The sequence below is a fragment of the Burkholderia sp. NFPP32 genome, from assembly GCF_900119325.1.
GTDB lineage: Bacteria > Pseudomonadota > Gammaproteobacteria > Burkholderiales > Burkholderiaceae > Burkholderia > Burkholderia pyrrocinia_C.
Window position 1 is genome coordinate 113,149 of the sequence record NZ_FPJP01000014.1, and the last position, 13,988, is coordinate 127,136.

The following is a 13,988-nucleotide window of genomic DNA, read 5'->3' on the forward strand; positions in this document are numbered from 1 at the left end:
TTGTTGTCCAGAAGCATTCGCCGGAATGCTTGTTCGTCTTCCCATCCAGTTCCGTACCGCGGGTCGCGGAAAATTGCGGCGGCAGATATCTGCGTGAATGAGCGTTGCAGTGCCAACGCGCTAAGCGCTCGACTGTTTAGGTGGACTGCGCGCGCGACTGCCGTCTTCGTTCGATTCTTGTGCTCTCCGCAGCACCGAGATTTGCGCGGCTTGGGGGATTGGTGTTGCGATGAGGCACGGAGGTGGTTCGGCTGCTCGACGCCGAGACTCGGTGAGAGTCTGCGCGAGACCAGTCGGCTATGCGTGAATCCGATTCAGGATCCAGGTAGTGCGATATTTCGACCTGAATGGTCTTGCCGGCAGCGCAAAGTAAGCGCCACCGATAGCGTTGCACGTGCCTTCGTCGATCGGAGCGAATCGAAATTCAATAGTGTTTTTTGAGTGAATCCTTCACGAGCAGGCAATTCTTGTAGCGTCCAAGCATTCTGCGAAACATTTTTGCGCCCATGACTTTTGCTGCAGGTTCCCAAGGGTCATTGTAAAAGACGTTTGTATCCTGAACCCCCGTGACAACAATGACATGAGCGAGGCGATGGAAAGAGCCGCTGGCCCAGATGGGGCCATACAATTTCAAATTAGCTTCCAACCATTCTGCAATATCTTCGTCTTCTTCTGGCCGCGTGAGGGGGGGAGACCTTCGGCTGTGCGAGGTCACTAATCGAAGTTAAAGGGAGTCCCTTATCCTTGAGCCATATCTCCATGTGGTTGCAGGCCTTCGCTTCCCTTTTCCAGCATCAGCCACGTTCCATCGGAATTTTTTCGTTGACCGACGAGCGGCACATCCAATATCCGGTAGTTCGGCCGGTTCATTTGCAGTCTCCGAAGTGATGCTATCCGCTGAAGAATAGGAAGATTTGTAATGGGAGGCAATGGCGGCGACTTGGTGAGCGATGCAGGGTATTCAGCGATCTGGGCATCTCTCAGGTAGCGACGTTACGTGCAGTAGCCCGTTTCGACCGCGATCCGTTCGTGGGGTTAAGGTTTGCACGCGCCGTGCCGTTATCTTCCCAGGACAGCCCTCGTGCCTCGGATGCTGATCCGTTTCCTTGCCTGCTCGCGCTTCGCGTGAGCAGGCTTTTTTCGTTTACGGCGACGGAAACCGGAAATTTGGCGGAATAGCGCAGGGATTTGGCACGAACCGACAAAGCGCAACAGTCTTGCATGCGTGTAATGTGTCGTATTCCTCGTGCCCTCATGCCTTGCAGGGCCGTTCGATCCCGGCGACCAGTGAAGGTGTCGGGATTTTTTTTGCCTGCACGCAGATGTCCCGGCGGCGAACCGTCACGGCATGCATGTTTCAAAGAACGGTATATTTTGCGACGGGACATTCCGATCAAGAGAACAAGCTGAAGGAGTTGCCAACCGATGCCGGACACCCGGACCACGCTTCGCGCCGCGACAGCGCACGACGCGCCCCTCATCGCTCGCCTGCACACCCTGAGTTGGCAAACCGCATACAGCCATATCCTTCCGGCGGCCTATCTGTCCGACGAGGTGCCGACGGAACATGCGGTCCGGTGGCGGAAATATCTCGATCGCAATGAAAAAGAGTGGGGCCTCGTGCTGATTGCCGAGTCGGATGGCGAGCCTGTCGGTTTCGTCAGTGCCGAACGCCCGGTCGATCCGGCGCGCGGAGTGCTGCTCGACTGCCTGCACGTCCATCCTTCGCATCACGGCAACGGTACGGGCAAACGCATGATCGAAGCCGTTCGCGCGTGGGTCCGGACGATCGGCGTGGACAAGGTCCATCTGTCGGTGCTGGAGGGCAACGTGCGCGCGATCGGCTTCTATGAGCACAACGGCTGGCAATTGGCGGGTATCGAAACGAGCCGGATCGGCCAGACGGAGGTCACCGATCGGATCTACGCGATACAGGCCTAGCGGCTTGCCGCGATCCGAACGAACGGCCGCACGATATGCAGCCATTCCCGGGCGAAAGCCGAACTTGCTCGTTTGTTACTCGCCGCAATATCGCACGAGCAAATCGGCCTCCGTCTCGTGCACCTCGACGGGCAGGGTCGTCGCGCCGGCATAGGCAAGATAGCGTGCGCGATGCTGGCCGTTGCGGAATGACGCGACGCCGACTTTCGACAGGCCGGGGATGCCGAGCAGCGTTCGCGTTCTTGTCTCGCGAAACGTGATGAGCGGCATGTCCGGAATCTTGTCCTGGTCCGGATCGAGGAATTCGCGAATACCCGCGGCTTTTCCGGGAGCCCAGTACTGAACCGACGGCAGCACATAGTCGGTGGTGTCGCGGTCGGCGCATGTCAGCAGTTTCGTCAGGTCGATCGTCACGACCCGATGTCGCGAGTCGTCGGACGGGAATACCCGCTTGAGGTGCGTATAGGCATAGGGGGCGTGCCCGGGAAGCTGGATAATCCAGACATCCACGCCATTGAGTTGTGCGCGGGCGAGCGTCATTATTTCCTCTGGTGGAGCAAGCGGCCTTCGTGGCCGGAGTTTAGCAGCGCGATTGCGACAGCGGTGCAGGTCGATACCCGGAATAGGAAAACGGAACGATTCGCAGCGGAACCGGATGTGCGGAAGGCGCGATTGGCAAAGCGGATGCGGTCATGCGTCGGCGGTCGAAATCGACAGGTCGTGGGAATATCACGATACTTCCAGCGGAAAGGACACGCCGCGCGAAATTCACGCATGCTTCATACGGCGTCGCGAAGCCGGACAGGCGCGGATCGTCAAGAGAACAGAGAGGGCAGATTGACCGGAGAAAACCATGTCGTCGAAACTTGAAATCGAATATCTCGATTACTGTTTCACGGCAACGCTCGAAATCAGGGAGTCCGGTCGGACGGGCGTTGTCGACCGGAAACTGGAATCCGATTCGCGAAGCAAGACGCTCGCGTGGATCGTGTTCGACCGCTTTCTCGAGCGGAATGACTTCGCCGATGAAGAGGATGCACGTGCAAATATCGTCGACTGGCTGGAGCGTCTTGCCGACCCGAGGTCCGGCGCGTCGGCCGAAATTGCGAAGGCAAACGCGGTTGCCGCCGGGGCGGCGTCAACAGGTTCATCGACTGCCGAAATCGTCGGCGAAACGGTCATTGAATTCGTCAGCGATGTCGACTGGATCGATATGGTCGCCGACTGGTTTTCCAGCAACTCGCCGTAATGACGAAACCGGGTTTTCCTGCCGCTGGTTATTGCGTTCGTGAAACATGGTTTCACGAAAATCGGTGCGAGAAAATGAAGCCGAAATCACGGCTCTCGAAAAAATAGAATAATCCTGCTTTGACATCACCCGCGACTTACCGGAAACTGGGCCGCTTCTGAAAAACGTCCGCTTGAACTAAAACAAAATAGAACTCCAAACATGAAATGAAGAACGCTGCCGACGGCTGGCGCGATCGTTGCCGCCGCCGGTCGCAGGTCTTGCTCCCGGACCGCGACGCCACGCGGCCTGCGGACCAGCCCGACGCCGCCACCTTGTCGACAAAGGGTGAGTTGCCGCACAGACCGTCGCGCGGCCCGCGATCACAATTTGGCCGGTTGACCGTTCTTCCCCGGCCCGGTCAACTGTTTCCCCGCTCGCTCGCGCAGGAGCGGGGGCTTTTTGCCCGCCCGACGCCGGAGAGCTGCGTCGGCGGAATCGGACAGGCGTTCGGCAGGCTGCGCAATCGAACCAGGCGCACCTCGATATCCGTTCGCCTGATCCGCACGAATCGCTTTCCTCGTGCCTGAGCGAACCCTCAGGCCCATCGCCGGTTTCGGCCGGCGATGCCTTGATCCCGGCAGCGCGCAGCAACGCTGCCGGGAATTTTTTGCACCTGACGCGTAGCGTCACGTCGTACGCTGCGGGTATGTCGACCCGCTCAATCAGCCTGTTCGACGCTGGTTTCCCATCCGTCGTATTCCCCTCCGAGCGAACGCACCTCGCGATTGATCGCGATCGTATGGCGCGTGATGTCGGCAAGCGCCATCGTGCCTTCGTGCGAAAACCGCACGGCCGACTTGCCGTCTTCCGTCGGCGCGACCGATTCGACCGGATAGCCTTTCGCTTCGGCCCAGTCCGCGAACTGGTGTGCGTCGCTCGGGTCCGGGAAGTACGCCCAGTGCATCACGCGCCGGCTCACGTCGCTGGCGTCGCCTTTCTGCCGCAGCGCATCCAGCACGCGCATGTCGCGCATGATCTGCCAGTCGTCGTCGGTCGGGTAAAGGGTCTGCCAGTACGCTTCCTTGTCCGGATCGTCCTGGTGTGCGTACTGCAGCGCGTAGGTTGTCTGTTCGGCCAGCGAGTCGACGAGTTCCGCCGCCGCCTCTTCGTCGAACGGCACGTAGAAAAGGAAATCCCGGTTACCGTCGACGGTGACGCGGCCGACCTGCACGCCGCCTTTCGCGGTGATCGTGGCGTCCAGCAGATCCTCGATCTTCGTGAGGTCGGCGAACTCGTCGCCGGTCGGCAGGCCTTCGGGCGTCGGGTGCGCGAAGGGGACGCGCACGCTGAGCAGCGACGTGCGCGGATCGCCTTCCGCGATTTCCGCAAAGCTGTGGTTGAAGCTGATGAAAGCCTGATGGTCGCCCATTCTGGCAGGGAAGGTTCCCCAGGCGTCGGTCATGTGTTTCTCCCGTACACGATTGTCTGTTGACGGTTGCAAAGCGTCCCAATGTATCATCGAAAATCGCGTTCGCCGGAGAGGTGCGCGTGATGGCAGCCCCGCGGGTAACGTATGCGAGATCCGGGGCTGCCCGTGATCCTGCGCATTTGCGTGACGGGCCGCAAAAGCGGACCGCAAAAAAATTCGAAGGAGATTCCGATGTCGATGTTTGCGGTGAATGGTGTCCGAATCGATCCGCTCAGCGCGCGCGTGACGCACGTGCGCTGGGCGGCCGTGAATCCGGCCGACCGGTCGTGGGCGGCGACGCCGAGCGAGGCGCCGGTGGCGGAAGTGGCGCGCGCACTCGCGTCCGGCAACGATGTCCGCGCGATCTTCTCGGCATCGGATGCCACCGCGATCGGGCCCAGGCTAAAACGCGTGCTGTATCGCGATGCGTCTGAAGGTATCGAACTCGACATCGATGCGACGAGCGAGTCGCGCACGTTGCGGGATCTTCCGCAGATCTGACCGGAACGACGCGTGCCGGCGGTAGCGGGCGCCGACGCATTGGTTGCGGCACCCGGCCGAAAGGCCGCCCACACAACGTCGAACGCGAGGAGTAGTATCGAACAACCGTCGTACTGCATTGCCGATCGTGCCGAACGGTTTGACGGGCCGTGCGATGTGCGGCGGGCCGGCACCAAAGCGAATAGTGCGAACGCGCACGAAACCATGTCCAGACCTGTCATCGCCCCGTTGGCATCCGCGCTTTGTCTGGCGCTCGCTGCCTGCCAGACCGCGTCCAGGCCGACGCCTGTGCAGCCGTCGCCCGAGACCGCAGCCGTTCCGGCGGCGTCGCCGGGAGCGCCGATTCGCGGCATCGGCCTGGTGCCTCAGCTGGCAGGGCAAAGTCACTGGGCTGTCGGTCAATGCACGACCAACGGCACCGTCAAGGTATGCAATTGACCGGTGCCGACTGAACGGTGCCCGTTCCCTGCGAACGAAAGATTGTTGGTGCGCGGAAACGCACGACGTTCTCGACTGCAACGATTTCCCATCGCCAATCCCTGTTTTCCGGTTCGTTCGCAGAGCCTTGATATGGCGCCCGATCTCGATGTGCCGATTGCCGTCGATGCGAGTAATTGAACGATGAACGATGAACGCGAAACGAACGATTCCGACCTGCACGCCGATCCCGTCGCGGGAACGGTCATCGGCCAGTTGCCGGTAACGCTGGCGGTCGACGGCCGGAGCCTGAAAAGAAGGGCAATCGCGTGCGCGGTGCTGGCCGCGGCGAGCCTATGCGGCTATGCGGCCGCCCCGACGCTCTGGCCGGTCGCGGCGCTGGCCGTGCTGCTGGCGCTGGCGGGTGTCGCCTTCTTCGTCTCGTCGCGACGCAAGATGGCACTGCATGTCGACGAAACGGGTTTCAGGCTGATCGGCTCCGCACGCGAAAAACCCGTCACGCAATGGCGCGACGTCACCGAGTTCCGGATCATCCGCGTCGCCGGAAATCGTTACATCGGCTACCAGTTCTCGGCGCATTCGTCGCGCACCAAGGTGCCGGGCGGCGTGATGCTGCCGATCGCCCGGTTTGCCGATTTTCCGCTCGACGCGGTGGCCGGGTTGCTGGAAGCGTGTCGCCGGCAGTTTGGCGGGCAGGACGACCGGGCCGACCGAGCGGGCTGATTGCGCCCGATGAGCGTGACCTGAATGACCCGGCACTCAAGAAAACAAAAAATGTCGGGCGCCGTGTCGATTTCCGTCGGGTTCGTCCGTCGTGGTATCGGAGGCGTGCGCATTGCGCGTCCGTCCCGTTTCCCGATACGACAACCGACTGAAGGAGCGACACCCATGTCCACGTCCGTCAAACCGATCCCGGAAGGGATGCGCACGCTGACGCCGCACCTGATCTGCGCCGGCGCAGCCGCAGCCATCGACTTCTACAAGCGCGCATTCGATGCGAGCGAGCAGTTTCGCCTGCCGATGCCTGACGGCAGGCTCGCGCACGCGTGCCTCGCGATTGGCGATTCGACACTGATGCTGGTGGATGAAATGCCCGAGCACGGCGCGTTCGGGCCGAAGGCGCTGAAAGGCACTGCCGTCTGCCTGCATCTGTACGTGCCGGATACCGATGCGGCGATCGCGAAGGCTGTCGCGGCCGGCGCGACGGTGACGATTCCGGCCGCCGACATGTTCTGGGGTGATCGCTATGGACAGGTCGAGGATCCGTTCGGGCATCGCTGGTCGCTCGCGACGCATCAGCGCGACCTGACGCCCGAGCAGATCGCGGAGGCGATGGCCAGCGCACCGCCGTGCGGAAGCTGACGCGGCCAAATAACCTCGGTTGAACGGCGGGGCGGCGGCATGCGCCTGTCCGGTTCGCCCGCGGTCAGGCGCTGGCCGTCTTGCCGCGCAGCTTGTGCTCGTACATCCGGTGGTCGGCCGATGCGAGCAGGTCGGCCACCGCGCGATGGCGCGCGGAATCGCAGGCGGCTTGGCCGACGCTGAGCCGGATCGCTTAGCCGCGCACGTCGGCCATGTTGCGCAACGCAAGCGCTTCCGCCACGCGTTCGACCGGCTCGGCGACGTCGGCCGGTTTCGGTGCGATTTGCGTGGGCTTGTCCTTTGCCCTGCCGGTCATCGAATCGTATGCGCATGATTCGGCGCGTCGCCAGGCCGCAGGTCCCGCGACGGGCGTTTTCGGCTCCGCACGGATCGATGAAGATGCGGCGAGAAGCGGGCGGCATGGGCCAGCGTTGTGTCCCGATGCGGAATCGGCTGCGCGATGCCTCAAGGTGCTCGTCGCGGTGCCGTAAACAGGACGAGTCCAATCGTTCATCGCATCCCATCGCACCATGGTTCGAATCCTGTACGCGGGGTATCTCGCGTTTGCGCTGTATCTCCTTTACCCGATGGTTCAGAACACGCTGACATTCAGCACGGATTGCGTGCGCAACGCGCTGCCCGGCGGCGCCCACGGTTTGTCGACGTCGGCGGCAAGCGGCGTGGACGGGCACGCGAACCGCTGTGTGCCGACCACGCAGGTTGGTGCCGCGACCGCGCGGTTGCCTGAAATCCATTGAGCGCGGCGGACCGTCGCGCGTATCGTTCGATGCGCGATGCGCGATGCGCGATGCGCGATGCGGCGTGCTGGCCATTCGGCCGAATTGATACCCGCGCCGCGTTCGACGATCATCGGTAACACGGCGGATCGAATGCGACGTGTCGAGGGCCGTGCGAAAGCGCGGCGTGGTCAGTAGCTGGAGCGGTACGGCGTGCCCTGGTCGAAGCGGCTTTGCCAGTGCGTGAGGTAGCGTGACGCGAGTTGCGGATTGTTCCACACCACGACGACGTTCTCGGAATTGCGGCTGGACGCCGACGCACTGTAGTTGAACGAACCGGTCTCGACGTGCTCGGCGTCGATCACGAGGTACTTGTCGTGATGGATCGCATAGGCGTCGATCGTGCGCGTCGGGATGCCTGCGTTGACGAGCAGGTTCAGTGCCTGCTTGCTGCTCTTCGCGCGATTGCCCTTGTCGTCGACGACCACGGCGACATTGACGCCGCGTCGCTTTGCAGCGAGCAGCGCGCGCGTGACGGGCGGCGACGTGAACGAATACGCGGCGACGCGAATCGAGCTGCGCGCGGCGCCGATCGCTTTCAGCACGAGTGCCTCAGCGCCGCCGTCGGGCGAGAACGCCGATTCGACAACCTGCGTCGCGGGTGCTTCGTGGGTAGGCGCCGGCAGCCATCGTGACACAAGGTCGATCGCCTGCTGAAGCAGCGATTCACTTTGCGTCCTGCCGAAGGCGGCGAACGGTGTGGCGAGCAGGGAAGCGGCGAGGCAGGCAGCGGCGAGGCGATTGCGCGACAACATCTTGGACAGCGAACAATTTCGAGACAGCGGGCCGTGAGTGTAACGCAGACGCGGCGGCGCGGTCACGCGCGGATGCGAATGGATTGCCCGCGCGGTGATCGCTGGCGGCGGAGGCGATGACGCAAAGTTGCGTTGCGTGGCATCTGCGCGCGCGATCAGGTCGATCGATGGATGTCGCTGACGACGGCGTGCGATTGCGCGTGCCGTTGCGGGACATCGGCGTGCAGGCAAGGCACGCGTGCAGGCGAGCGGACTCGGTACGGCCCGTGACGGAAGCACGCGTGTAAAACGCGGCTCGTGTGCATCAGGCAGGCATGCGCATGCCGCGCGTCATTCCTCGACTGCCGGCGCCCCGGCTTCGTCGGGCGCGATCCATCCGGGCCCGGGCTCCGGCTGCACGTCGCGTGCGTCGAGCGGTTCGCCGCAGGCCGAGCACACGGTAACCGCATGCATCAACTGGCCGCAGGTACGGTGACGCAACTGCACCGGCGGCCCCTGGCCGTCGTCCTTCCAGCGGTCGCCCCACGCCATCAGCGCGAGCAGGGCCGGGTACAGGTCGAGGCCTTTTTCCGTCAGCCGGTATTCGAAGCGCGGCGGGCGCTCCTGATACGCGCGCTTGACCAGCACACCTTCGTCGACGAGCCGTGCGAGGCGTTCGGCCAGTACATGGCGCGTGAGGCCAAGCTGTGCCTGGAACGCGTCGAAACGGCGGCAGCCGAGGAACGCGTTGCGAAGGATCAGCATGGTCCAGCGGTCGCCGAGTACGGCGAGCGTGCGCGCGACCGAGCAGTTCAGCGTGCCGATGTCATCCCATTTCATCGTCGAGTCTCTTGCGTCTTGCGGCGGTTCAGCGAAATAGCGGGTTCGATTATAGAACCCGCCTTCGGTTGCAACGGGCGCGGCTGCGTTGACAACGGCCGGCATCGTTGACAATAATTAGTTCCTATTTAGAACTTACTCGCGCGGAGACGCGCTTTCAACCCGGAGACAACCCGATGAATCCGCTTTCCCTGTCTGGTCTCGATCTGCTGCGTGCCGCTGTGGTGGGCGATGTGCCGCTTGCGTCGATTTCGGAGACGATCCCGATGCGTCCGCTGAACGTCGAACTCGGCTATGTGAAATTTTCGGCGCGGGCGGATGGTCGGCACCTGAATCCGCTGGGCGGCGTGCACGGCGGGTTCGCCGCGACGGTGCTCGATTCGGTCACGGGTTGCGCGGTGCATTCGATGCTCGACGCGGGTGTCGGCTACGGCACGGTCGATCTGCATGTGAAGATGCTGCGGCCCGTGCCGCGCGACGTCGACCTGATCGCGGAAGGGCGCGTGATTCACCTGTCGCGTTCGCTGGGCGTCGCGGAGGGCACGCTGAAGACGCCGGACGACAAGATCGTCGCGCATGCGTCGGCGACCTGCTTCATTCAGCGGCCTCAGTAACGAACGGCGGCAGGCGGAGCCGGCTGCGGGAGGATGCTGCGGACGTGCGACGCAGGTTGCAAGGCCGTTGCCCGCGCATTCATGGCAGAGCCGAAGGCCGCCTGTAAGCGCACGCGGCGCACGTCTGAAGCGATCGCTTCAATGTGATAGCGTTTCTGCTTTCCACCGACGCGACAGGAACAGCATGGAATACCGAACACTCGGCGATTCGGGCATCGAGGTCAGCCTGGTCGGTCTCGGCACGATGACGTGGGGCGAACAGAATTCGGAGCGCGACGCGCACGAGCAGATCGACTACGCGATCGGGCAGGGCGTGACGCTGATCGATGCCGCGGAGATGTATCCGGTGCCGCCGAAGCCCGACACGCAAGGGCGCACCGAGCAGTACATCGGCACCTGGCTCGCGCAGCATCGCGCGCAGCGCGACCGGATCGTGCTTGCGACGAAGATCGCGGGCCCGGCCCGGCAGCCGCACAACCCGCGCCATATTCGTGGCGAAGGCAACCAGTTCGACCGCAAGAACCTGACCGAGGCGCTCGACGGCAGCCTCAAGCGGCTGCAGACCGACTATGTCGATCTCTACCAGCTGCACTGGCCCGATCGCAGCACGACGACGTTCGGCCGTCCCGCGTATCCGTGGGTCGACGACGCGTACACGGTGCCGATCGAGGAAACCCTCGGCGTACTCGCGGAATTCGTGAAAGCCGGCAAGGTGCGCGCGATCGGCGTGTCGAATGAAACGCCGTGGGGCGTCGCGCAGTTCCTGCGCGCGGCCGAGAAGCTCGGGCTGCCGCGCATCGCGAGCATCCAGAATCCGTACAGCCTGCTGAACCGCACGTTCGAGAACGGGCTGTCGGAATTCACGCATCGCGATGGCGTCGGCCTGCTCGCGTATTCGCCGCTCGCATTCGGCTGGCTGTCCGGCAAGTACGAGAACGGCGCACGCCCGGCCGGCGCGCGCATCACGCTGTTCGAGCGCTTCCAGCGCTACAGCAAGCCGCAGGCTGTCGAGGCGACGTCGCGCTACGTCGCGCTCGCGAAGCGCCACGGGCTGTCGCCCGCGCAGTTTGCGCTCGCGTTCGTCAACAGCCGGCCATTCGTGCGCAGCAATCTGGTCGGTGCAACATCGCTCGAGCAGTTGAAGGAGAACATCGGCAGCATCGCCGTGAAGCTGTCCGACGAGATCCTCGCCGAGATCGACGCGCTGCACGAACTGCAGCCGAACCCGGCGCCGTAAACGGCGCGCGGCCCCCGCGGCAGCGATGCCGCGACGGGGCCACAGCGGCGCGCCGTCGCCGGTTGCGTTACCGCATCTTGAGCCGCGTGCGCGCGACGAACAGCGCGGCAAGGCTCAGCAGTGCGCAGCCCATCAGGTAGAACGCCGGCGACAGCCGGTTGCCGGTCGTGCTGATCAGCCAGGTGATGACGAACGGCGCGAAGCCGCCGAACAGCGTGACGCCCGTGTTGTAGCTGACCGCGAGGCCCGTCGCGCGCGTCTGCGACGGAAACAGCTCGGCCATCAGTGCCGGCAGCGCGCCGCAGTACATCGCTTTCATCGCACCGATCCAGACCAGTGCGGCGAGCATCGTCGCGAACGACGCGTGGCGCGTGAGCCACGCGAACGTCGGCCACACGGTGACGAGCATCAGGACGGCCGCGACCGCCATCATGCGGATCCGCCCGGTGCGATCGGACAGATGGCCGACGACCGGCGTGACGAGCGTCAGCACGAAGCCGGTCGCGAGCGTCGCCGCGAAGCCCGTCGATGCGGGCAGCCCGAGCTGCTTGATCGCGTAGGTCGGCATGTACAGCACCATGTAATTGATTGCGGTCGAGATCACCAGCGCGCCGATCGACAACAGCAGCCGCAGCTTCTGGTCCGCGAACAGTTCGCGCACCGGCGCTTCGGAGCGTGCCTGCGTCTTGAACTCGACGCCTTCGTCGACGTAGCGGCGGATGTACAGCCCGACCGGTCCGATCGCGAGACCGAACAGGAACGGCACGCGCCAGCCCCAGCTTTCGAGTTGCGCGGTTGTCAGCGTGGACGTCAGCAGCGCGCCGAAGCCCGATGCAAGCAGCGTCGCGAGGCCCTGGCTCGCGAATTGCCAGCTCGACATGAAACCGCGCCGCTGCGGCGCATGTTCGACGAGGAATGCGGTCGAACTTGCGAATTCGCCGCCCGCGGAAAAACCCTGCATCAGCCGCGACAGCATGATCCCGAGCGGCGCGAGAATGCCGATCGATGCGTAGGTCGGCATCAGCGCGATCAGCAGCGTGCCGGCCATCATCATCGCGATCGACAGCAGCAGCGACGCCTTGCGGCCCGCACGGTCCGCGTACGCGCCGAGCACGAAGCCGCCGATCGGCCGGATCAGGTAGGACAGCCCGAACGTGCCGAGCGTCAGCATCAGCGAGGTCGCTTCGCTCGTCGCGGGGAAGAACAGCTTGGCGATCGTCACCGCGAAGAAGCCGTAGACGATCAGGTCGAACCATTCGAGCGCGTTGCCGATCGACGCCGCGAAGATGATGCGCCGGATCTTCGCGGCGCTGGGGCGGGCGGCTTCCTGCGAGGTCAGGGTGGTCGTATTCATCGTGTGTGCAGGTCCCGAGAAAGGGGCGAAGCGCGTTACAGGGTGGCGCCGGCCGCGGCGGGAGCCGCGCGGCGAACGGGCGGCGCGTCGTCGCCGAGATCCCAGAAGAGGCCGGCCATCATCTGCAGCCCCTCGCTGACGACGCTCGCGAGCAGGTGCTCGTCTGGCGCATGCTGCGAGCACGCCGGGTACGAGTGCGGCACCCACAGCGTCGGCAGCCCGAGCGTGTCGGCGAACACTTCGTTCGGCAGCGTGCCGCCGAGATTCGGCAAGATCGCGGGCTTCTTGCCGGTGGTCCGCGCCAGCGATGCGACGGCCCAGCGGACCCACGGATCGTCCGGCGGCACGCGCGTCGCCGGTGCGCCGCGTTCGATGTCGATCTCGATGTCGCCGAAACCGTGCGCATCGAGGTGCGCGCGCAGGTGCGCATGCAGCGCTTGCCAGTCGGTGCCGACGACGAAGCGCAACTGGCAGTGCGCATACGCGGCGGGCGGGATCGCATTGACGGGGTGCTCGGGGTTGCCGGCCTTGAACGCGAGGATCTCGAACGTGTTCCAGCCGAACACGCGCTCGGCCGCGGACAGGCCGGGCTCGCCCCAGTCGGCGTCGAGCGTCGGATCGCCGGGGCCGCCGCCGACGGAAAGATCGGCGAGCGCGTCGCGCACGGCGGCCGGGATCGGCGGCGGGCGCAGCCCCGCGACGCGAATCGCGCCGCGCGCGTCGACGAGGCTCGCGAGCGCATGCGCGAGCACGATCGCCGGATTGCGCAGCAGCCCGCCCCAGTTGCCGGAGTGGTGCGCGCCGTCGCGAGCGCGCAGGCTCAGCCTGAAGTTGACCGAGCCGCGCGAGCCGAGGAACACGGTCGGGCGCGCGGCGGCGATACGCGGGCCGTCGGACGCGATCAGCACGTCGGCCGCGAGCGCGTCGCGCTCCTGGCGGCACAGCGCGTCGAGGCCCGGCGAACCCGTTTCCTCGCCCATCTCGATCAGCAGCTTCGCATTGAAACCGAGCCGGCCGCCGCGTGCGTCGAGCACGCTCGCCAGCGCAGCCAGGTTGATCGTGTGCTGGCCCTTGTTGTCGGCGCTGCCGCGGCCGTACCAGCGGTCGCCGTCGGCCGTCAGCGTCCACGGCGACAGCGGCGCGCGCCACTGCGCGTCGTAGCCGCGCACGACGTCGCCGTGACCGTAGATCAGCACGGTCGGCAGCGCGTCGTCCTCGTGGCGCGATGCGAGCAGGAACGGGCCGCCGCCGTCGACGGGATTGTCGACGATCCGCGACGTGAAGCCGAGGCGGGCGGCTTCCGGCGCGATCTCGTCGGTGAGGTAGGCGCGCAGCGCGGCTTCGGTGCCGCTTTCCTGGCTTTCGGTGCGCATGCCGACGCGGCGGCTCAGGGTCGCGAAGAACGCACCGGATTCGAACTGGTTCAGCGCGTGCTGGATGGCGGCGGTACGGCTCAAATCGGGTCTCCTCG

General features: G+C 64.5%; 18 protein-coding genes. 9 read left to right on the forward strand and 9 right to left on the reverse strand.

Annotated features, from left to right (window positions below; translation table 11 throughout):
• Positions 1–424: 424 nt before the first annotated feature.
• Together BT264_RS40560 and BT264_RS40120 are read right to left on the reverse strand one after the other, a co-directional pair.
• A complete protein-coding gene (locus BT264_RS40560) occupies positions 425–715 on the reverse strand; it encodes a papain-like cysteine protease family protein (protein ID WP_083534190.1) in 291 nt (96 codons plus the stop codon).
• Between the two features lie 23 nt (positions 716–738).
• On the reverse strand, positions 739–870 hold the full coding sequence (locus BT264_RS40120) for a hypothetical protein (RefSeq protein WP_256260702.1): 132 nt from the start codon (positions 868–870) through the stop codon (positions 739–741).
• A gap of 555 nt (positions 871–1,425) precedes the next feature.
• Between BT264_RS40120 and BT264_RS24360 the strand changes: the two genes are divergently transcribed.
• A complete protein-coding gene (locus BT264_RS24360) occupies positions 1,426–1,941 on the forward strand; it encodes a GNAT family N-acetyltransferase (RefSeq protein ID WP_072441568.1) in 516 nt (171 codons plus the stop codon).
• Positions 1,942–2,016: 75 nt separating this feature from the next.
• Here the strand turns inward: BT264_RS24360 and BT264_RS24365 are convergent, their stop codons facing one another.
• Positions 2,017–2,481 (reverse strand): plasmid fertility inhibition factor family protein, encoded by a 465-nt coding sequence (locus BT264_RS24365; RefSeq protein WP_072441565.1) that lies wholly within the window; start codon positions 2,479–2,481, stop codon positions 2,017–2,019.
• Positions 2,482–2,794: 313 nt separating this feature from the next.
• Between BT264_RS24365 and BT264_RS24370 the strand changes: the two genes are divergently transcribed.
• Positions 2,795–3,190: a hypothetical protein gene (locus tag BT264_RS24370; protein WP_072441563.1), complete on the forward strand. Its 396-nt coding sequence runs from the start codon at positions 2,795–2,797 to the stop codon at positions 3,188–3,190.
• Between the two features lie 700 nt (positions 3,191–3,890).
• On the opposite strand, the gene BT264_RS24375 is transcribed toward BT264_RS24370, so the two are convergent.
• Positions 3,891–4,634, reverse strand: a complete 744-nt coding sequence (locus BT264_RS24375; RefSeq protein WP_072441560.1) for a DUF695 domain-containing protein — start codon at positions 4,632–4,634, stop codon at positions 3,891–3,893.
• A 198-nt stretch (positions 4,635–4,832) separates the two neighbouring features.
• Here BT264_RS24375 and BT264_RS24380 point away from each other — a divergent pair, with 198 nt between their 5' ends.
• From BT264_RS24380 to BT264_RS24395, 4 genes are all read left to right on the forward strand, one after another.
• Positions 4,833–5,141 (forward strand): phosphatidylserine/phosphatidylglycerophosphate/cardiolipin synthase, encoded by a 309-nt coding sequence (locus tag BT264_RS24380; RefSeq protein ID WP_072441557.1) that lies wholly within the window; start codon positions 4,833–4,835, stop codon positions 5,139–5,141.
• Positions 5,142–5,345: 204 nt separating this feature from the next.
• On the forward strand, positions 5,346–5,579 hold the full coding sequence (locus tag BT264_RS40565) for a hypothetical protein (RefSeq protein ID WP_072441760.1): 234 nt from the start codon (positions 5,346–5,348) through the stop codon (positions 5,577–5,579).
• A 183-nt stretch (positions 5,580–5,762) separates the two neighbouring features.
• On the forward strand, positions 5,763–6,302 hold the full coding sequence (locus tag BT264_RS24390; protein ID WP_072441555.1) for an aspartyl-tRNA synthetase: 540 nt from the start codon (positions 5,763–5,765) through the stop codon (positions 6,300–6,302).
• Between the two features lie 165 nt (positions 6,303–6,467).
• Positions 6,468–6,941, forward strand: a complete 474-nt coding sequence (locus BT264_RS24395) for a VOC family protein (RefSeq protein WP_072441553.1) — start codon at positions 6,468–6,470, stop codon at positions 6,939–6,941.
• A 193-nt stretch (positions 6,942–7,134) separates the two neighbouring features.
• Here BT264_RS24395 and BT264_RS40125 read toward each other — a convergent pair whose 3' ends face one another.
• On the reverse strand, positions 7,135–7,257 hold the full coding sequence (locus BT264_RS40125) for a hypothetical protein (RefSeq protein WP_256260703.1): 123 nt from the start codon (positions 7,255–7,257) through the stop codon (positions 7,135–7,137).
• 214 nt (positions 7,258–7,471) lie between these two features.
• Here BT264_RS40125 and BT264_RS24405 point away from each other — a divergent pair, with 214 nt between their 5' ends.
• Positions 7,472–7,699: a hypothetical protein gene (locus BT264_RS24405; RefSeq protein WP_034184098.1), complete on the forward strand. Its 228-nt coding sequence runs from the start codon at positions 7,472–7,474 to the stop codon at positions 7,697–7,699.
• 170 nt (positions 7,700–7,869) lie between these two features.
• Here BT264_RS24405 and BT264_RS24410 read toward each other — a convergent pair whose 3' ends face one another.
• Positions 7,870–8,493 carry a phospholipase D family nuclease gene (locus tag BT264_RS24410; protein WP_072441550.1) on the reverse strand — a complete coding sequence of 208 codons (624 nt, stop codon included), beginning with the start codon at positions 8,491–8,493 and terminating at the stop codon, positions 7,870–7,872.
• 330 nt (positions 8,494–8,823) lie between these two features.
• On the reverse strand, positions 8,824–9,312 hold the full coding sequence (locus tag BT264_RS24415; protein ID WP_072441546.1) for a winged helix-turn-helix transcriptional regulator: 489 nt from the start codon (positions 9,310–9,312) through the stop codon (positions 8,824–8,826).
• A gap of 176 nt (positions 9,313–9,488) precedes the next feature.
• On the opposite strand from BT264_RS24415, the gene BT264_RS24420 reads away from it, so the two are divergent.
• Together BT264_RS24420 and BT264_RS24425 are read left to right on the forward strand one after the other, a co-directional pair.
• Positions 9,489–9,926, forward strand: coding sequence for a PaaI family thioesterase (locus tag BT264_RS24420; protein ID WP_072441543.1), 438 nt, complete (start codon positions 9,489–9,491; stop codon positions 9,924–9,926).
• Between the two features lie 184 nt (positions 9,927–10,110).
• On the forward strand, positions 10,111–11,163 hold the full coding sequence (locus BT264_RS24425) for an NADP(H)-dependent aldo-keto reductase (RefSeq protein WP_072441540.1): 1,053 nt from the start codon (positions 10,111–10,113) through the stop codon (positions 11,161–11,163).
• A gap of 67 nt (positions 11,164–11,230) precedes the next feature.
• Here BT264_RS24425 and BT264_RS24430 read toward each other — a convergent pair whose 3' ends face one another.
• Positions 11,231–12,517, reverse strand: coding sequence for an MFS transporter (locus BT264_RS24430; RefSeq protein WP_072441537.1), 1,287 nt, complete (start codon positions 12,515–12,517; stop codon positions 11,231–11,233).
• Positions 12,518–12,552: 35 nt separating this feature from the next.
• Positions 12,553–13,974 carry a M20 family metallopeptidase gene (locus tag BT264_RS24435; protein ID WP_072441535.1) on the reverse strand — a complete coding sequence of 474 codons (1,422 nt, stop codon included), beginning with the start codon at positions 13,972–13,974 and terminating at the stop codon, positions 12,553–12,555.
• Between the last annotated feature and the right edge of the window lie 14 nt (positions 13,975–13,988).